This is a genomic window from Kribbella swartbergensis (assembly GCF_054784135.1).
The window spans coordinates 304500-322086 of sequence record NZ_BAAGPM010000034.1 but is presented as its reverse complement, the minus strand read 5'-3'; the positions used below and the strand labels follow the sequence as shown (position 1 = coordinate 322086).

Here is a 17587-nt window from a genome sequence, read left to right as displayed (position 1 = left end):
CTCCACCAGACCAGACTTGGCGTCCGCGTGCAACCCCCGAGGTGTTACAGCTGTTTGAACTGGGAACCGGCGAACCGTGAACAGCTTCACCGGCGCGTCGCCCTGGGTGCCGCACGACGGCGGCCTGAAGAAACTCGTCGCCGCGTTGCCCGAGTGCCGCGGGTGCGACCTCTACGAGTACGCCGAACGCGTCGTCCCGGGGGAGGGCCCGGCGCGGGCCCGGATGATGCTGATCGGTGAACAACCGGGTGACGTCGAGGACAAGGAAGGACACGTCTTCGTCGGACCGGCCGGACGCCTGCTGGACAAGGCGCTCGCGGAAGCAGGGATCGACCGCTCCGAGGTGTACCTGACCAACGCTGTCAAGCATTTCCGCTACGAACGGCAGGGCAAGCGCCGGATCCACAAGACGCCGGGGGCCGGTCACATCGGCGCCTGTCATCCCTGGCTGGATCGCGAACTGGAGATCGTGAAACCTTCGCTGATCGTGGTGCTCGGCGCCGTCGCCGCGCGGGCCGTCTTCGGAACGGGCTTCAAGGTCACCGAGCAACGGGGTCTGCCGCAGGAGCTACCGGGCGGACGGGCGGCGGTCGCGACGGTCCACCCGTCGTCCGTGGTCCGGTCCCGGGAGTACCGCCGCGACTTCAGCCTCTTCGTCAACGACCTCCGCGCCGCAGTCGCCCTGCTGAACTAGAGTCGCCCGCCACTGCGCGGAAGCCGGCGCCTATCGCGCGATCCGGCGCAGTTCCGGGAGCACCTCGGTGCGGTAGAGGTTCATCATGTCGATCGAGTGCGGGCCCATGTTCGCCACGTAGATCTCGTCGAAGCCGGCCTCGATGTACGGCTTGAACGCCTCCACGTGGGCGTCCGCCTTCGGGCCGGCGGTGACCGACTGTGCGGTCGACTCCTTCGTCACCAGTTGACTGGCCTGCTCGAAGTGCCGCGGCGACGGCAGGACCTGGGACAGCTCGCCCGGCAGACCCGAGTTGCGCCAGATCCGGTGCGCCTGCTCGATGCCCTCTTCCTCGGTCGGCGCGTAGCTGACCTTGAACCCGACCTGGGCCGGCTTGTCACCGCCGCCGTTGTCGCGGAAGCGCTTCAGCATCTTCGCGTCCGGCGACGTGGTGATGTAGCCGTCCGCGATCCGCGCGGCGACATCGGTGGCCTCCGGGCCGAACGCGGACATGTAGATGGGCAGCGGCGTCTCCGGCCGTGTGTAGATCCGGGCCGTGTCGACGGTGTAGTGCTTGCCGCGGTGGTTGACGAACCCGTCCTCTGTCCACAGCCGCCGCATGATCTCGACGGCTTCCTCGAGCATCTCCAGGCGTACGTCGACGGTCGGCCACACACTGCCGAGAATGTGCTCGTTCAGCGCCTCGCCGCTGCCGATGCCGAGGACGAACCGCCCGTTCAGCAGCACCGCGCTGGTGGCGGCGGCCTGGGCGATGATCGCCGGGTGGATCCGCACGGTCGGGCAGGTGACCGCGGTCGTCACCGGCAGCTCACAGACCTGAGAGATCGCCCCGATGGTGGACCAGACGAACGCGCTCTCACCCTGTTCGTCGTTCCACGGGTGGAAGTGGTCACTGATCCAGAGACCGTCGAACCCGGCCTCCTCGGCCAGCCGAGCCTGCTCGATCAGCTGGGCCGGTGTGTATTCCTCGCTGGACAGGAAGTATCCGATTTTCACGTCGTCTCCCGATCACGTCGTCGGCGTTCTGCCCGCCCGGTGCCCCGGAGCCGCCGCGCTATGCGCCTGCCAGCGCCCTGCCGAGATCGCCGTCCGCGGTCACCAGCACGCGGTCGAGATCCAGCCAACGGGCCATCAGTGCGAGTTCGGCCGCCAGTGGTTCGACGAGGCCGGAGGCGCGTACGCCGGGCTCGGCCGTGACAGTCGGGACGACGAGCGCCGAGTTCCGCCGGTCGGCCTTCAGGTCGACCCGGGCGATCAGCCGGTCGCCGAGCAGGAACGGCAGTACGTAGTAGCCGTGCACCCGCTGCGGAGCCGGCGTGTAGATGCTGATCCGGTAAAAGAAGTCGAAGAGCCGGTGGACCCGGTCACGGTTCCAGATCAGCGTGTCGAACGGCGACAGCAGCGCCCGCGCGTCCACCGGCCGGTCCTCGGCCTCCGACCACAGGTAGCTCTGCTGCGGTACGCCGTCCACGCGGACCGGCAGCAGGTCGCCGGCCTCCACGAGTTCACCGATCACCCGCCTGGCGGTTGCCGTGGGCAACGGAAAGTGGCCGGTCCCGGCGCCGCACAGCTCGCGCGCGGTGGCGACGCCGAGCGTGCGGGCCGAGATCCTCACCAGCTCCCGCCGAGCCTCGCCCGCGCTCACCTCCGGCTCGGACAGCCGGGACGGCAGCACCCGCTCGGTCAGGTCGTAGAGCCGCTCGAAGTTGCGCCGGTCCGCGATCGTCACCCGGCCCGCGCAGAACAGGTACTCGATCGCGATCTTGGCGTCCTGCCAGTTCCACATCCGGCCGGTGCTCGGATCCGGGTCCGGGTCCGTCCGCTTCCGCCGTACGCCGTCCGGACTGGCCTCGCCGGCCGTCACCGGGCCGCGGTCGGCGACCACGGCGAGGACGTCGCCGACGAACCCGGGCCGTTCCTTGGTCAGCCGCCGCATCCCGGTGACGACCGACCACGGCGCCGTGAGGTCCGGGTCGAGCTCGGCGTCCTCGTCCCAGTCCTGCTGTTCGGCGGCCCGCATCCGCCAGCGGAACAACGGGAAGCTGGTCACCGGGATCAGGCTCGCCTTGTGTCCCCAGAAGAACTCGAACAGCTCCCGGTCCCGGCCGTCCCAGCACATCCGGTCCAGCGTCGTCCGCGGATAAGGCCCGAGCCGGGCGAACAGCGGAAGATAGTGCGAGCGGCACAGCACGTTCACCGAGTCGACCTGCAGTACGCCGAGGCGCTCGATCACCTTCCGCAGATGACGGGCGTCGACACGACCCGACGGACGCGGCTCCCCGAAACCTTGCGCAGTGAGCGCGATCCGGCGCGCGGTGTCGATCGAGATCGTCTCGCCGGTCGCTGCCATGGACCGAAACTACCGCGCCCGTTGTGTCACGACGATGCACAGCAGAACGACGACAGCCGTGATCGGAGCCGCCACCGGCAGGTGCTCGCCCATCAGCAGGACGGACCAGACGAGGGTCAGCAACGGCTGGGCGAGCTGAAGCTGGCTGGCCTTCGCCACCCCGATGATCCCCATCCCGCGGTACCAGACGACGAAGCCACCCAACTGCGAGATCCCCGCGATGTAGGCCAGCCCCAGCAGACTCACCGGGCTGGGATCAAGAGGTTCGAACGGTACGGCGAGCAGCGTGATCGTGAGGCTGATCGGGAGGGCCAGGACGACGGCCCAGGCGATCACGTGCCAGCCGGGCAGGTGTCCGGCCAGCCGGCCGCCCTCGGCGTACCCGAGAGCGCAGATGATGAGTGCCGCGAGCAGATACAGGTCGGCGACGGACACGGCGCCGTGGTGCCTGGTGACAGTGAAGGCGACCACGGCCCCGGCGCCGGTCGCCGCCGCGATCCAGAACTTCCCCGGGAGCCGGCGCTTCGTCCGCAGCGCCGCCGCGGAGGCCGTTGCTATCGGCAAGAGACCGATGACGACCGCGGAGTGCGCGGTCGTCGACGTCTGCAGGGCCAACGTGGTCAGCAGCGGGAAGCCGATCACGCAGCCCCCGGCGACGATCAGCAGGCCGGGAAGATCCTCGCGGCGCGGCAACGGGACCTTCAAGCCGGCCAGCAGCGCGACGGCGAGCAGCCCGGCCAGCAGTCCGCGCGCGCCCGTCGCCGTCCACGGCCCCATGCCGCGCGTGGCCCAGACCGTCGCCGGGAAGCTCAGCGAGAAGGACGCGACCCCGAGCAGCGCGGCGAGGGTCCCGGCCCGCGGGGCCGGTATCGCTTCCCGGACAGGGGCGATAGCGCTATTCTGTCCTGTCATGAACGACGATAGCAGTCTGGCTGTTGTCGTCGGGAGGTTGCGGGCCGAGGCCGCCGCTTCCGGGCCAGGCGGCCGGCTGCCCGCGAGTCGTCTGCTGGTGAAGCGGTGGGGGATCAGTCCGGTCACGCTCTCGCGGGCCGTGACGGTGTTGACGGCCGAAGGTCTTGTCGTGTCCCGCCCAGGGTCCGGCGTCTTTGTGAGCGATCGAGCGCCGCGCCGGTCGCTCGCGCCGGCGGATCTGTCCTGGCAGCAGGGCGCTCTGGCCGGTGACCGGCCGACGACCACCGCGATGATGCGGATGCTGGCGACGCCCGCCGACGATGTCGTCGACCTGTCCACCGGTTACCTGCACGAGTCGCTGCAACCGAGCAAGGCGTTGGCCGACGCGATGGGACGAGCAGGACGACGCCCCGGCACGTGGGCGCGCTCGCCGGCCGAGGGGATCCCCGAACTGCGTGCCTGGTTCGCCGCGGACATCGGTGGACGTGAAGGGCCGCTCGGCGCCAACGACGTCTTGATCACTTCCGGCGGGCAGACGGCGCTCGTCACGGCACTCAGGGCGTTGACGGACCCTGGTCAAGCGGTGCTGGTCGAGTCACCGACGTACCCCGGAACGCTGGCCGCCGCGGGCGCCGCCGGGCTGCGCTGTGTTCCGGTTCCGGTCGACGCGGACGGCGTACGGGTGGAGTTGCTCGCGGAGGCGTTCGCCGAGTCCGGGGCCCGCGTGCTGGTGTGTCAGCCGCTGTTCCAGAACCCGACCGGCGCCGTGCTCGCGCCGGCGCGACGAGCGCAATTGATGGACGCCGTACGTGCCGCCGGGGCCTTCGTCATCGAGGACGACTTCACCCGTCGGCTGGTGCACGACGACGCCCCGGACCTGCCTCAGCCGTTGGCGGCCGACGATCCGGACGGCCATGCGGTCCACATCCGGTCGCTGACGAAACCTGCCTCGCCGAGTCTCCGGATCTCGGCGTTGACCGCCCGCGGTCCTGCCTTCGAGCGGCTCCGCGACACGCATGTCGTCAACAACTTCTTCGTGCCGCGACCGATGCAGGAGACCGCTCTGGAGTTGATGACCTCGCCGTCGTACGCGACGCATCTGCGCCGGCTGGCGACTGCGTTGCGGGAGCGGCGAGAGACGACGACCCGGAGTCTGGCGGAGCGTTGCCCGCATTTGACGATTCATGCCGTCCGGCCCGGCGGCTACCACGTCTGGACGTCGCTACCGGACGGCGTACGTGACGACGAAGCCGCGGCCGAAGCTTTGCGTCACGCGGTGTCGATCAGTCCTGGCAGTGCGTTCTACGGCCCGGGTGGCCCTGACCGCCACCTTCGGCTCAGTTACGTGGCGGCCTCGTCACCCGACGAGATCGCGCGTGGTGTCGAGCGACTCGACCAGGCTGTGCGGCGGCTGCTCTGACCCCGCAAGAGCGTCGCCCCACGCGAAGCAGCGTGGGGCGACGACTACAGGCAGGCACTCCGCGCGGTCGGGTCAGGTGAAGATGCTGACGCCACCGGGACCGACCAGCAGGCCGATCACAATCAGGGCAGCGCCCCACAACAGCTGGCCACGGACCAGAGAGACGATCCCAGCAATCACGAGGATCGCCGCGATGATCCACAGGATGAGACCCATGGTCCTTCCTTTCCTCACGAGCCGGGCGGGTACCCGGCGGCTGTTCTCCCCGTGCTTCATGTCCAGTGCCCACCGCGCAAACGGTGAACCGGTGCCGAACGCTGACGTACACTGTCAGGTTTTGGTGTTTGACTGCGTGTGGCCGAGCCCTGAGGAGGAGCCGAATGAACGAGTGCTGCGCCGTGGTGGATCTGCGCCAGTACACGCTGCATCCAGGACAGCGCGACACCCTGGTCGACCTGTTCGACGAGTACTTCGTCGAAGGCCAGGAAGCGACCGGGATGCACATCGCCGGCCAGTTCCGCGACCTCGACGACCCAGACCGGTTCGTCTGGATCCGCGGCTTCGCGGACCTGCCCACCCGCGCGGACGCGTTGAGCGCCTTCTACGGCGGGCCGATCTGGCGTGCGCACTCCGCCGCCGCGAACGCGACCATGATCGACTCCGACGACGCGTTGCTGCTGACTCCGCTTCAGCTCCGTGACGGCTACCCGCGACTGGATTCACCACGTCCTCCGATCGGTACGACGGAGGTCCCGGGCTCCGTGATCGCCGGGGCGGTGTACCACCGCGGTTCACCGGACGACGGCTTCGTCGAGTTCTTCACCGACCACGTCGTACCCGCCCTGGTCGGGAGCGGTGCCGAACCGGTCGCGGTGTTCGAGACATTGGTTGCCGAGAACAACTTTCCGGCGCTGCCGCTGCGCGACGAGGTGGTGCTGGCCTGGTTCGCCCGCTTCCCGGACGACGCGGCGTACGACGATCACCGCCGGCGGCTGGCCGCGGCACCGGTCTGGCAGCAGAAGGTGCTGCCGGAGCTGGTCCGCCGCTCGGTGAAGCCGGCCCAGGAACTGCGGCTGCGGCCGACCGCGCGCTCGCAGTTCAGCTAGTTCGCGGCGCCGGGATTAAATCGGTTGCGCGGCCGGGGAGGCGCCCGGCATCCTGATCGCGCGTGCGGCGACGAGCGCTGCCTGGACCTAAGGAGGGCTGACGGATGGCCATCACTGTGCTGCGGCATGTCCGCGTCAGTCCCACCTCACCGTTCAGGAGCACTCCGGATGTCTTCCGACGTCTTTCGTCCCGATTCAGAACTGTCTGACTCTTCCGACTTCGACTCCCGCTGGGCCGATCTCACCCGCGACGAGTCCCAACCCGATCCGGCCGACGCGTTCGTCTTCCGCTTCCAGGCGGTGGACGAGGAACTCGGCCCGGACCAGCGCTGGTCCACCTGGCTGGACGTCGAGCGCGGCTCTCGCGGCCCGGAACCACGACCCGGCTGGGTCGTGACGGAGCAGGCCGCGATCGACACCGAGCTCGGCGTCCTCAAAACCGGCAAGGAAGCCGACGTCTTCCTGCTCGAGCGGGCGGTCGAAGCCATCGGCGACAACCCGGCCCGGTCGTCGCTGCTCGCGGCCAAGCGCTACCGCACCGAGGAACACCGGTCGTTCCACCGCAGTACGGCGTACGTCGAGGGGCGCCGTACCCGGAACAGCCGGGACAGCCGCGCGATGGCGAAGAAGACCGGGCACGGTCGCAGCGTCGCCGCGGGGCAGTGGGCGTACGCCGAGTGGGACGCGCTGTGCCGGCTGTGGACGGCCGGCGTCCCGGTGCCGTACCCGGTCCAGGTCGACGGCACCGAGCTGTTGATGGAGTTCATCGACGACGGTGAGGGTGGTGCCGCGCCGCGGCTCGCCCAGGTCCGGCCGCCGAAGGACCTGCTCGGTCTGTACTTCGAGCAGTTGCGCGACGGGATGCGTGAGCTGGCCAGGGCCGGCCTGGCGCACGGAGACCTGTCGCCGTACAACGTGCTGGCGCAGGGCGAGCGGATCGTGATGATCGACCTGCCGCAGGTGGTCGACATCGTCGGCAACCCGAAGGGGATGGACTTCCTGCTCCGGGACTGTCACAACATGGCGGCCTGGTTCACCAACCGCGGGCTGGAGGTCGACGAACAGGAGCTGTTCGCCGACCTGCTCACGATGGTGTTCTGATCGCCTGCCGCAACAGGGGGACCAGCGGGACCAGCCGGTCGGGGTAGGCGTCGACAAGTCCGTCGACGTGGTTGCCTGCCTCGACCCGCTGGTACGTGTGCAGCCCGGTGCGCCGAGCCATCGCGGCGTACACATCCGAATCCTGGGTGATCGGGAGCAGGCTGTCGTAGGTCCCGTGGATCGTGACGAGCGGCTTGCCGATCTTCCCGGTCAGCGCGATGCGTTGCACAGCCTGGTGCGCTTGTGTCCTGGTGGCGTAGTCGTAGTCGGCTTCACGGCCGGTGTAGGTGGGGTCGAGCTCGGCGGCGTAGATGCGCTGGGTCAGCTTCCAGTAGACGGTGTAGTGGTAGTCCCACAGGAACGCCGAGCGCGGGTCGAAGCCGGCCGCGGCGATCAGCTCCGGAGATTGTTGCTCGTAGCCCCTGATTGCCGGCGGCAGGAACGTGAAGAGGTTCGGGCCGTCGGCGGTCCAGAGAGTGCCCTCCAGATCGACGCCGCGGGTGTAGAGCTCGGGGTGGTTCTCGAGTTGCCACCTGACCAGGTAGCCGCCGTTGGAGATGCCTGCGGCAACCACCTCGCGCGCCGGCTTGCCGTAGTACTGCGCGACGGTCGCGCGGGCCGCTCTCGCCAGTTGCGTCGTCCGCAGGTTCCACTCGACGATCGCGTCACCCGGCCGCACCCCGTCGGTGTGGAAGGCGGCGCCGGTGTTGCCCTTGTCGGTCGCGGCGTAGGCGTAACCGAGGGACAGCACGTAGTCCGAGATCGCCTTGTCGTTCGCGTACTGCGCCCGCACGCCGGGCGAGCCGGACACCACCAGGCCGCCGTTCCACTTCTTCGGCAGCCGGATGACGAACTGCGAGTCGTGGTTCCAGCCGTGATTCGTGTTGGTGTGCGACGTGTCGGGGAAGTACCCGTCAATCTGGACGCCTGGCACGCCGGACGGCTGCGGCAACCCGGAATGCGTGAGACCGGCGTAGTCGGCCGGATTGGTGTGACCGGAGGCGACGGTCCCGGCGGTGGTCAGGTCGTCGAGGTGCGCGACCTGCTGGTGCTCGGCACCCGGGACGCGGACCTGACGATGGCCGTTGGCCGGCACGCTGAGACCGGTGAGCAGCAGGACGGCTGAGAACAAGGCGAGGCGGCGCATGGCGTCACGCTAGAAGTCCCCTCCGCCTGCGGACAGAGGGTCCGGGCACACAACCACACGCCTCCGGGTGGTCTCCTACGACACAGCCTTCGCGGCCGCGCGTCCCGCCGTACGACCGGTGAAGAGGCATCCACCGAGGAAGGTGCCTTCGAGTGAGCGGTAGCCGTGGATGCCGCCGCCTCCGAACCCGGCCACCTCGCCGGCCGCGTACACACCAGGCAGTGGCCGGCCGTCGGTACGCAGTACGCGCGACTCCAGATCCGTCTGCAGACCGCCGAGCGACTTGCGGGTGAGGATGTTCAGCCGCACGGCGATCAGCGGACCGGCCTTGGGATCGAGGATCCGGTGCGGGGTCGCGACCCGGATCAGCTTGTCGCCGCGGTAGTTCCGCGCGCCGCGCAACGCGGTGATCTGCAGGTCCTTGGTGAAGGTGTTGGTGAGTTCGCGGTCGCGGGCGAGGATCTGGCGCTCCAGGTCGTCCAAGTCGATCAGGTTGTCACCGGTCAGGTCGTTCATCCCGCGCACCAGGTCGGGCAGATTGCTCCGGACGACGAAGTCGGCGCCCTTCTCCAGGAACGCCCGGACCGGCGCGGTCGCACCGCCGCGGGCCCGGCCGAGCACCCCGCGGATGTCCTTGCCGGTCAGGTCCGGGTTCTGCTCCTGGCCGGAGAGGGCGAACTCCTTCTCGACGATCTTCTGGGTCAGCACGAACCAGGTGTAGTCGTAGCCGGTCCGCATGATGTGCTCGAGCGTGCCCAGTGTGTCGAATCCGGGGAACAGCGGCACCGGCAGTCGCTTGCCGGTGGCATCGAACCACAGCGACGACGGGCCCGGCAGGATCCGGATGCCGTGCAGCGGCCAGATCGGGTCCCAGTTCCGGATGCCCTCGGTGTAGTGCCACATCCGGTCGCGGTTCACGTACCGGCCACCGGCCTTCTCGGTGATGGCGAGCATCCGGCCGTCCACGTGCGCCGGGACGCCGGAGATCATCCGCTTCGGCGGCTCGCCCATCCGCTTCGGCCACTGCGCCCGGACCAGGTCGTGGTTACCCCCGATCCCGCCGGACGTCACGATCACCGCCTGCGCGGTCAGCGTGAAGTCATCCACCTCGGCCCGGGAACTGGCCGCACCACGCTCGACGTCACTCGGTTCCAGAACCTTGCCGGCGACACCGTCGACGACTCCACCGGTGACGGTCAACTCGTCGACGCGGTGCCGAAACCGGAACTCGACCAGCCCCTTCTCGGCCGCTTCGCGGACCCGGCGCTCGAACGGCGCAACCAGGCCCGGACCGGTGCCCCACGTGATGTGGAACCGGGGCACCGAGTTCCCGTGGCCGTCGGCGTTGTAGCCGCCGCGCTCCGCCCAGCCCACCACCGGGAAGAACCGGACGCCCTGGGCGTGCAGCCACGGCCGCTTCTCGCCGGCCGCGAAGTCGACGTACGCCTCGGCCCACTGCCGGGCCCACTTGTCCTCGTCGTCCAGCCGGTCGAACCCGGCCGAGCCGAGCCAGTCCTGCAAGGCGAGGTCGTGCGAGTCCTTGATCCCCATCCGGCGCTGCTCGGGGGAGTCGACGAACAGCAGCCCGCCGAACGACCAGAACGCCTGCCCACCGAGCGAGGTCTCCGGTTCCTGGTCCAGCAGCAGTACCTTCCGCCCCGCGTCGGCCAGTTCCGCGGTCGCGGCCAGCCCGGCCAGTCCCGCCCCGACGACGATCACATCCGCGTCCATGGTTGTCCCCTCAGCAGCTCAGGTGGTCCATGTATAGCGGAGAACCGGAACCGATAGACGGACCTGCGCGAAGTTGTCAGGATGGGACTCGTGACGATCCTTTCCGCGCAAGACCTGGTCCTGCCCGCCGCGTCGCTCGGGGAGGAGAACCCGCTCGCACCGCTGCGCAGCCACCAGGAGCTCAAGAACGTCGAGAACCTGGCCGGCCTCCCGGCCGACCTGCGCGAGAACATCCGGTACGGCCGCCTCCACAGCACGCTGCCGTGCCTCGACCAGGACGGCTACGACCGCGAGCTGCGGGACCGGGTCTTCCCCGCGCTCGTCCTGGAGAACGACCATCTCCGCGCGACCGTGCTGCCGAGCGTCGGCGGACGTCTCTACTCACTCGTCCACAAGGCCACCGGTCAGGAGTTGCTCTACCGCAATCCCGTCTTCCAGCCCGCAAACCTTGCCCTGCGCAATGCATGGTGGGCCGGCGGGGTGGAGTGGAACGTCGGCAGCACCGGCCACTGGACCGGCACCTGCGAACCGATGCACGCCGCCCGCGTCGACGGCCCGGACGGTACGCCGGTACTACGCCTCTGGGAGCTGGAACGGACCAGGAATCTCGTCACCCAACTGGACTTCTGGCTGCCGGCCGATTCGGAGCACCTGTACGTCGGGGTCCGGCTGCAGAACCCGTCCGACACCGAAGTCCCGGCGTACTGGTGGTCGAACATCGCGGTCGAGCAGTCCCCTGAGACCAGGGTCTTGGTGCCGGCCGACCAGGCATGGCGCTTCGGGTACGCCGGGGCGGACCGGCCGGACGCGACCGGACGGTGGCTCGACCTGATCGGCGTACCCGAGTTCGAGGGCATCGACCTGACCTATCCGATGCGGCATCCCCGGGCGGTCGACTTCTTCTTCGAACCCCTCGCCGGTGAGCGGCCGTGGATCGCGTCGGTCGACGGCGACGGTCAGGGGTTGGTGCAGGCGTCGACCGAGCGGTTGCAAGGGCGGAAGCTGTTCGTCTGGGGCGAGGGGACCGGCGGGCGGCGCTGGCAGGAGTGGTTGTCGCCGGGACTGCAGGGGCACGGGTACGCCGAGATCCAGGCCGGGCTGGCGCGGACCCAGCTGGAACACTTGAAGTTGCCCGCAGCAACTAGCTGGCACTGGCTCGAGGCGTACGGGCGGATCTCGGTGGACCCGGCCGCCGCGCACGCGGACGACTGGACCACCGCGCGGACCGCGGGCACGGCCGTCCTGCGACCGCTGCTCGACGACCTGCCGGACCGTGAGCGGTCGTGGCTGACGGTGGTGGACGCCGCACCTGTCGAGCGGCTCGCGGTGGGATCGGGCTGGGGTGCGCTGGAGCTCGCGCGGACCGGCTGGACGGTTTCAGCCGGTACGCCGTTCCCCGAGGACACCATGACGTCGCGGGAGCGGGCCTGGTTGCCGTTGCTGGAGGGGCGGTTGCCCCCGGTGGACGCCGTACCGGACGGAACGTTGGTGGGCTGGAAGGAGCTGCTGGAGAAGGCCGAGGACAACTGGCTCGTCCGGTACCACCGAGGTGTGGCGCGGCACTACGCCGGTGATGTCGAGGGTGCGGTCGAGGCTTGGCTGCAGGCCGGCGACAACCCGTGGGCCCTGCGGAACCTCGGCTTCGTGACCGGCGAACTGTCGTACTACGAGCGCGCCGTCGAGTTGCTGCCCGACGTGGTGGAGTTGCTGGTCGAGGCGGTCGATGTCGCCCTTGCCGTCGATGTACGCCGCGCCGGCCGCCTCCTCGACGTGACCGACTCGGACGATCCCCGCGTGCGGCTGCTGCGGATCAGGTACGCGCTGCGCAGTGGTGATCCCGAGACCGCTCGCGATCTGCTGGCCGACGGCATCCAGTTGCCGACCGTGCGGGAGGGCGCGAACCCGCTCGCCGAGCTGTGGCTGGAGACCGAGGCGGCGCTCGGGACGAACCGGCCGGTGCCGCCGCAGTACCAGTTCGGCATGGGGAGCAACTGACTGGTCACGAAGTTTGTCAGGACTTGGGAACCGAGTAGTCCCAGGCAGCGTCTCACCGATGTGCGGCAAGGGCCGCGCAGGGCAGTAATCGACAATGACGACCGCGTCGCTCGCGGGCGGCGCGTCGGGGGTGAGTGCCATGGTGACGATCGTCGTACTCGGTGGGTTCGGCCTGGTGCTGCTGGTCGCGGCCTGCATCGTCGCGGACGTGATCGCCGGACTGCGGCGGGACGAGGCGGCGGGTGCCGAGGAGAAGACGGCTGGCCGGGTGATCCGGGTCCGCGGCCCGATCCGCGGACGGCTGGACGGCGGGACCCCGGCCGAATACACCGAGGTCATCGTCGAGTACTACACGCGCCGGGGTGAGGGCCCGTTCGAGGTCGCCCGCCGGCTCCCGGCGGGCAGCCGGATCACGTACGCCACGGACGATCGCGTCATCGTCAGCTACAACGTCCGGACTCCCCGCCGAGCCCGCATCGCCGGCCGAGTCACCCACTGGCCCCAACTGGGCCCGCGCAACTCGGACCCTGTCCCACAGGCCTGATCCCTTCGACCTGATTCAGCACCCTGGCACTTCGGCTTCTACCCTTCAGGACGGCAGGTGGGGTTCGAGGAGCCGGTGCAGGGTCGGGCGGCCTTGGCTCAGCACGTACTCCGCCTCCGCCGGGCCGAGGCGGTCGGCGAGGTGAGCCAGGGCCTCGCCCATGGTGATGCTCAGGGTGACCGCCAGGCGGAACTCGCGGCTGTCACGCGCACCGAAGCGGGCCGTGAGCAACTCGGCGAACTCGTCCGCGTGCTGGTCGTCGAACTCGCCCGGCTGGGTCTCCAGGTCCGGATCGCCCAGCCCACTCAGCACGACCGCCTTGAACCCCGGGTCGGTCCGGTGCATCTCCCGGAACGTGTCCAGCGTGACGTCCACCGCCTCCCGCCACGACGACACCGAGTCCAGTCGCTGCCGGACCGCCTCCGTGTAGCGCGCCTGGTTCCGCCGTTCGATCGCCTGGATCAGGCTCCGCTTGTCCGGGAAGTACCGGTACACGCTGCCGACCGCGATCTCCGCCCGCTTCGCGATCCCGCTCGTCGACGCGGCGTCGTACCCGAGTTCGACCACCTCGGCACAGGCCGCGTCCAGGATCCGCTCGACCTGCCGGCTGGCCCGATCCTGCGTCGGCATCCGGCGCAACGGATACGCCCCCGATGTCACCATGTCGCTCATTGTCCATCTTCTGGGCGGGCATCGTTGCCACCCGGGTGTGACAGATTGCCGTCAGATCGGCGTCATCACCGACGCCGGTCAGCTGGTCTCCGCCCAGAGGAGGGGAATACCCGTCATGCGCATCAGCAGAACGGTGGTCGCCGGCCTGGCCTCCGCCGCGATCGCCGCGTCCGGTCTCGCCGGTACGGCGCTCACGTCCAGGACCACTCCGCAGTCCGCCGAAGGTCAGACCCAGACCACCGGCTCCGGCCTGCGTCTCAACCAGATCCAGTTCATCGGCGCGCACAACGCCTACCACCGCGAGGCGCCCGACGACGAGAAGAAGATCCAGCTCGCCCAGGACCCGGGCGCGATCGGCCTGTTCTACTCGCACGCGTCCATCCCGGCCCAGCTCGAGGACCAGAACATCCGGGCCGTCGAGCTCGACCTGTTCCCGGACCCGCAGGGTGGGCTCTACACCCATCCGCTGATCCGGAAGATGGCCGGCAAGGGTCCGCTCACCGACCCCGACCTGGCCAAGCCCGGGATCAAGGTGCTGCACTGGGCCGACTTCGACTACGGCACCACGTGCTCGACGTTCGTGAAGTGCCTGACCCAGGTGAAGGACTGGTCGGCCGCGAACCCGGGTCACGCGCCGATCATCATCCAGCTGGAGCTGAAGCAGTCCGACCCGCGGCTGGTGGCGGCCGGCGGTGTGAAGGCGCCGCCGTGGGACGCCGGCCAGCTGGACACGGTCGACCGGGAGATTCGCTCGGTCTTCTCGGACCAGCAGTTGCTGTCTCCGGACGACGTACGGCGGCCGGGACTGACGCTGGAGCAGTCGGTGCTGACGAAGGGCTGGCCGACCCTGGCCGAGTCGCGCGGCAAGGTGCTGTTCTTCTTCGACAACGGCGGTCCCGGCGCGATCCGCGACACGTACCGCGCGGGCAAGCCGAACCTGGAGGGCCGGGCCGTCTTCACCCGCGGCCCGGAGGGTGAGCCGGATGCGGCCGTCACGATGGTGAACGACCCGCGCGGCGCCAACTCCGCCGAGATCGAGCGACTGGTCGAGAAGGGGTACATCGTCCGGACCCGCTCCGACGAGCCGATGAGCACCGTCCTCAACGGCGAGCTGAGCCGGGTGGGCGTCGCGCTCGACTCCGGTGCCCAGATGGTGACCACCGACTTCCCGGTGGCCGGCATGGCCGCGCGGTACAACAGTGACTTCGTCGCGAAGCTCCCGGGGGACACCGCCGTACGATGCAATCCTGTGTCGGCACCGACGTGGTGCCGGGGGAACGTCTCGGAGAGGTGAGCTGAGGGATGTCGGAGCACGTGGTTGATGTCAGTTGGAGCCGTGGTGAGCACGAGTTCACCTACGACACCTACAACCGCGACCACGAGTGGCGCTTCGACGGTGGGATCACGGTGCCCGCCTCGGCCAACCCGACGTACCTGGGGAACCCGGGCCCGGTCGACCCGGAGGAGGCGTTCGTGGCGGCGCTGTCGTCCTGCCACATGCTCACCTTCCTGGCGATCGCCGCCCGCAAGCGCCTGGTCGTCGACGCGTACGACGACCACGCGGTCGGCGTGATGGCGAAGAACGAGGCGGGCCGGCTCGCCATCACCAAGGTGACGCTGCACCCGAAGATCGTCTGGGGCGGTCCGGAGCCGGACGCCGAGGCGATCGAGCGGATGCACCACCGGGCCCACCTGGAGTGCTTCATCGCCAACTCGGTCACCACCGAGGTGACGGTGGCCTGAGGCAATCAACCGGTAGCTGGCAGCAAGAAAGAACCACCCGCCGGTCCGGCCTGAGCCTCGCGCAAGCGGCGTCAGGACAGCCGGCGGGTGGTTCTGCGGTGCATCAGGAGTGGTGATGCACCTGGCAACGGATCCGGCGGCGCCTCGCACGGGGCGCCTCTGCGTTGGTGTGCGACAACCGCGCGGTCTGGCTCGGTGGGCAAGACCGATCGGGTGCGCCGCCGGGATCCGTTCGTCCGGTACGCGCCTGCTACTGCTCGGCGGCGGCGTCGCTCCGGTCGTCGGTGGTCTGGCTGGTCGTCTCGATTCCCTGCTCCTCGCCCCGCAGGCGGACCTGCTCGGTGGCGATCGCGGTCATCAGTCGGTGGATCGTCATGCCAGTGAGACGCACGGTGCCGGCGGATATGACGGGAATCCGGCCGGACTTTTTGGTGTGACCTACTTCTCATCCAGTCCGTCGAGGCGCAGCGGGACCAGCTTCCGCGCTTCGTCGTACGACGTACCGGTCAGTTCGAGCAGGTCGACCACGGTCGACCGGATCTGACCGAGCACCACGACGGCCGACAACCCGTGCGGCAGCGGCATCTCCGCCGTACGGCGGCCGAGCTCACCCAGGACGCGGTGCGCGGCGACGTCCGCGGCCGGTTCGAACAGCGACTCGGCGATCAGCCGGGTGCCGTCGGCGAGACGCTCGAGCAGCATCGGGTACTCGTCCGGCATCGCCTCGTCCCGCCAGACCGAGACCGCACAGCGGCGTACCAGGACCCGGATGTTGCGGATCGCGCGGTCGGCCGGCACCACCAGGTCCGCGATCTGCTGGACGCGGCCGCGGTGTCGGCGGCGGAACGGCGACATCCGGACCACCGCGACGCCCTCGTCGGCCGCACTGCGCAGGTCGTCCAGCATCGACTCACTGGCCCGGGCCCGGCGGAGTGCCTCGGTGACCGCCTGCTCGTCCTTGTTCCGCAGGCCGTCGGCGGTTTCGATCAGGATCTCGGCCAGCTCGTTCAGCACCTCGGACGCTTGTTGCCTCGGGCGCCTGATCGCCGCGGCCGGGGCGATCGTGGCGGCGGCCAGTGCGACCACACCGCCGAGCGCGGCATCGATCCATCGGCTGAAACCGGCACCCGGGTGCGGCAGCAGGGTGGTGACGATCGCGGCCTGGACACCGGCCTGCGTGGTCATCAGGGTGCCGGCGCCGAGGAGTACGGCGACGCTCATCGCGAGCGCGACCACGAAGACGATCTGCGGTACGCCGGTGCCGAAGAACCGGACGAACAGGTCACCGACCCCGACCCCGACGGCCACACCGACCATCACCTCGGCGACCCGGCGCAGCCGCTGGCCGAAGCTGAACCCCAGGCACACCATCGCCGCGACCGGCGCGAAGAACGGTTGTGGGTGGCCGACGACGTACCGGGCCAGCGCCCACGCCACGCCGGCGGCGAGCGCGCACTGCGCGATGAAGAAGACCCGGTCCCGCCAGCGGTCCACCCGCCGCCGGACCGAGGCTCGCGAACGCCGTGCGGCCTGCGGGGCGATGTCGTCCCGCAACTCCCGCAGCTGGTCCAACGTCAACCTGACCGGATCCACACGCCCATTGTCCAGCCAATCGCGCTTCGGCTTGATTCACCCACGCGGGGCGGCCAGGGTGGGGAGCATGACGGACAACAACCGCGAGGACTACGGCAGCTACAGCGTCGACGACGAGGACCAGCCGGGCGCCGAGGACACCCTCGACGATCGCGGTCTCGACGACCCGCTGGACGAGGGGTACTCGCCGCCGGAGAAGTGGTCACCGGCCGAGAAGTTCGGAAACACCGCCGAGGAGCAACTGCAGGGGGAGACCCTCGACCAGCGGCTCGCGCAGGAAGAGCCCGACATCGACCCGTACGCCGACGACGGTGAGGACGTCGGCGGCCCGGAGGTCGGAGTCCGCCGGGCCGGTCGACTGGTCGCACCCGACGAGGGGGCACACACCGACACCGAGGGCGGCCTGGTCGCCGAGGACGTCGGCATCGACGGTGCGGCCGCCGGGGCCGAGGAAGCCGCCGTCCACGTGGTCGACGACGAGGACAACTTCGAACTCACCGACGACGACGAGGCCGACCTCCCCTCCTACCGCGACGTGGACCTGGGCGACGTCGGCGACCCCGAAGACTGACCACCGCC

At 69.6% G+C, this 17587-nt stretch carries 18 protein-coding genes; 9 read left to right on the top strand and 9 right to left on the bottom strand.

All coding sequences use genetic code 11. The features are described 5' to 3' along the window. Positions 1-76: 76 nt before the first annotated feature. On the top strand, positions 77-694 hold the full coding sequence (locus tag ACYVOK_RS30675; protein WP_460666061.1) for a UdgX family uracil-DNA binding protein: 618 nt from the start codon (positions 77-79) through the stop codon (positions 692-694). Positions 695-724: 30 nt separating this feature from the next. Here ACYVOK_RS30675 and ACYVOK_RS30670 read toward each other — a convergent pair whose 3' ends face one another. From ACYVOK_RS30670 to ACYVOK_RS30660, 3 genes are read right to left on the bottom strand one after another with little or no spacing between them, the layout of a single operon-like run. After that, a complete protein-coding gene (locus ACYVOK_RS30670) occupies positions 725-1690 on the bottom strand; it encodes a TIGR03557 family F420-dependent LLM class oxidoreductase (protein ID WP_460666060.1) in 966 nt (321 codons plus the stop codon). Positions 1691-1748: 58 nt separating this feature from the next. Next, a complete protein-coding gene (locus ACYVOK_RS30665) occupies positions 1749-3044 on the bottom strand; it encodes a winged helix-turn-helix domain-containing protein (RefSeq protein WP_460666059.1) in 1296 nt (431 codons plus the stop codon). Positions 3045-3053: 9 nt separating this feature from the next. Continuing rightward, a complete protein-coding gene (locus tag ACYVOK_RS30660) occupies positions 3054-3956 on the bottom strand; it encodes a DMT family transporter (protein WP_460666058.1) in 903 nt (300 codons plus the stop codon). Between ACYVOK_RS30660 and ACYVOK_RS30655 the strand changes: the two genes are divergently transcribed. Further along, a complete protein-coding gene (locus tag ACYVOK_RS30655) occupies positions 3955-5376 on the top strand; it encodes an aminotransferase-like domain-containing protein (protein WP_460666057.1) in 1422 nt (473 codons plus the stop codon). The genes ACYVOK_RS30660 and ACYVOK_RS30655 overlap by 2 nt on opposite strands. Positions 5377-5448: 72 nt before the next feature. Here the strand turns inward: ACYVOK_RS30655 and ACYVOK_RS30650 are convergent, their stop codons facing one another. Continuing rightward, a complete protein-coding gene (locus ACYVOK_RS30650) occupies positions 5449-5592 on the bottom strand; it encodes a GPGG-motif small membrane protein (protein ID WP_165949278.1) in 144 nt (47 codons plus the stop codon). A gap of 164 nt (positions 5593-5756) precedes the next feature. On the opposite strand from ACYVOK_RS30650, the gene ACYVOK_RS30645 reads away from it, so the two are divergent. Beyond that, positions 5757-6482: an NIPSNAP family protein gene (locus ACYVOK_RS30645; RefSeq protein ID WP_460666056.1), complete on the top strand. Its 726-nt coding sequence runs from the start codon at positions 5757-5759 to the stop codon at positions 6480-6482. Positions 6483-6650: 168 nt separating this feature from the next. Beyond that, positions 6651-7583: a serine protein kinase RIO gene (locus tag ACYVOK_RS30640; RefSeq protein WP_460666055.1), complete on the top strand. Its 933-nt coding sequence runs from the start codon at positions 6651-6653 to the stop codon at positions 7581-7583. Here ACYVOK_RS30640 and ACYVOK_RS30635 read toward each other — a convergent pair. Beyond that, positions 7567-8730, bottom strand: a complete 1164-nt coding sequence (locus tag ACYVOK_RS30635; RefSeq protein ID WP_460666054.1) for a tannase/feruloyl esterase family alpha/beta hydrolase — start codon at positions 8728-8730, stop codon at positions 7567-7569. The genes ACYVOK_RS30640 and ACYVOK_RS30635 overlap by 17 nt on opposite strands. A 75-nt stretch (positions 8731-8805) precedes the next feature. Continuing rightward, complete coding sequence (locus tag ACYVOK_RS30630) at positions 8806-10461, bottom strand: FAD-binding dehydrogenase (RefSeq protein ID WP_460666053.1); 1656 nt, start codon at positions 10459-10461, stop codon at positions 8806-8808. A 90-nt stretch (positions 10462-10551) separates the two neighbouring features. On the opposite strand from ACYVOK_RS30630, the gene ACYVOK_RS30625 reads away from it, so the two are divergent. After that, a complete protein-coding gene (locus tag ACYVOK_RS30625; RefSeq protein ID WP_460666052.1) occupies positions 10552-12456 on the top strand; it encodes a DUF5107 domain-containing protein in 1905 nt (634 codons plus the stop codon). Positions 12457-12550: 94 nt separating this feature from the next. Next, positions 12551-13000, top strand: a complete 450-nt coding sequence (locus ACYVOK_RS30620; protein ID WP_460666051.1) for a hypothetical protein — start codon at positions 12551-12553, stop codon at positions 12998-13000. A gap of 45 nt (positions 13001-13045) precedes the next feature. On the opposite strand, the gene ACYVOK_RS30615 is transcribed toward ACYVOK_RS30620, so the two are convergent. Then, positions 13046-13663 (bottom strand): TetR/AcrR family transcriptional regulator, encoded by a 618-nt coding sequence (locus ACYVOK_RS30615; RefSeq protein ID WP_460666050.1) that lies wholly within the window; start codon positions 13661-13663, stop codon positions 13046-13048. 124 nt (positions 13664-13787) lie between these two features. On the opposite strand from ACYVOK_RS30615, the gene ACYVOK_RS30610 reads away from it, so the two are divergent. Further along, positions 13788-14966 (top strand): phosphatidylinositol-specific phospholipase C1-like protein, encoded by a 1179-nt coding sequence (locus ACYVOK_RS30610; protein ID WP_460666049.1) that lies wholly within the window; start codon positions 13788-13790, stop codon positions 14964-14966. Positions 14967-14974: 8 nt separating this feature from the next. Next, positions 14975-15415, top strand: a complete 441-nt coding sequence (locus ACYVOK_RS30605; protein ID WP_460666048.1) for an OsmC family protein — start codon at positions 14975-14977, stop codon at positions 15413-15415. 250 nt (positions 15416-15665) lie between these two features. Here ACYVOK_RS30605 and ACYVOK_RS30600 read toward each other — a convergent pair whose 3' ends face one another. Continuing rightward, entirely contained in the window at positions 15666-15791 is a 126-nt protein-coding gene (locus ACYVOK_RS30600) for a hypothetical protein (RefSeq protein ID WP_460666047.1), read from the bottom strand. Positions 15792-15853: 62 nt separating this feature from the next. Beyond that, positions 15854-17008 carry an FUSC family protein gene (locus ACYVOK_RS30595; protein ID WP_460666046.1) on the bottom strand — a complete coding sequence of 385 codons (1155 nt, stop codon included), beginning with the start codon at positions 17006-17008 and terminating at the stop codon, positions 15854-15856. 67 nt (positions 17009-17075) lie between these two features. Between ACYVOK_RS30595 and ACYVOK_RS30590 the strand changes: the two genes are divergently transcribed. After that, positions 17076-17579, top strand: coding sequence for a DUF5709 domain-containing protein (locus ACYVOK_RS30590; protein ID WP_460666045.1), 504 nt, complete (start codon positions 17076-17078; stop codon positions 17577-17579). Positions 17580-17587: the final 8 nt, after the last annotated feature.

Excerpts from the sequence above, each read along its gene's own strand:
- ACYVOK_RS30665 (WP_460666059.1), bottom strand. The coding sequence starts at position 3,044 with ATGGCAGCGACCGGCGAGACGATCTCGATCGACACCGCGCGCCGGATC.
- ACYVOK_RS30655 (WP_460666057.1), top strand. The coding sequence starts at position 3,955 with ATGAACGACGATAGCAGTCTGGCTGTTGTCGTCGGGAGGTTGCGGGCC.
- ACYVOK_RS30660 (WP_460666058.1), bottom strand. The coding sequence starts at position 3,956 with ATGACAGGACAGAATAGCGCTATCGCCCCTGTCCGGGAAGCGATACCG.
- ACYVOK_RS30650 (WP_165949278.1), bottom strand. The coding sequence starts at position 5,592 with ATGGGTCTCATCCTGTGGATCATCGCGGCGATCCTCGTGATTGCTGGG.
- ACYVOK_RS30645 (WP_460666056.1), top strand. The coding sequence starts at position 5,757 with ATGAACGAGTGCTGCGCCGTGGTGGATCTGCGCCAGTACACGCTGCAT.
- ACYVOK_RS30640 (WP_460666055.1), top strand. The coding sequence starts at position 6,651 with ATGTCTTCCGACGTCTTTCGTCCCGATTCAGAACTGTCTGACTCTTCC.
- ACYVOK_RS30635 (WP_460666054.1), bottom strand. The coding sequence starts at position 8,730 with ATGCGCCGCCTCGCCTTGTTCTCAGCCGTCCTGCTGCTCACCGGTCTC.
- ACYVOK_RS30630 (WP_460666053.1), bottom strand. The coding sequence starts at position 10,461 with ATGGACGCGGATGTGATCGTCGTCGGGGCGGGACTGGCCGGGCTGGCC.
- ACYVOK_RS30620 (WP_460666051.1), top strand. The coding sequence starts at position 12,551 with ATGACGACCGCGTCGCTCGCGGGCGGCGCGTCGGGGGTGAGTGCCATG.
- ACYVOK_RS30615 (WP_460666050.1), bottom strand. The coding sequence starts at position 13,663 with ATGGTGACATCGGGGGCGTATCCGTTGCGCCGGATGCCGACGCAGGAT.
- ACYVOK_RS30610 (WP_460666049.1), top strand. The coding sequence starts at position 13,788 with ATGCGCATCAGCAGAACGGTGGTCGCCGGCCTGGCCTCCGCCGCGATC.
- ACYVOK_RS30605 (WP_460666048.1), top strand. The coding sequence starts at position 14,975 with ATGTCGGAGCACGTGGTTGATGTCAGTTGGAGCCGTGGTGAGCACGAG.
- ACYVOK_RS30600 (WP_460666047.1), bottom strand. The coding sequence starts at position 15,791 with ATGACGATCCACCGACTGATGACCGCGATCGCCACCGAGCAGGTCCGC.
- ACYVOK_RS30590 (WP_460666045.1), top strand. The coding sequence starts at position 17,076 with ATGACGGACAACAACCGCGAGGACTACGGCAGCTACAGCGTCGACGAC.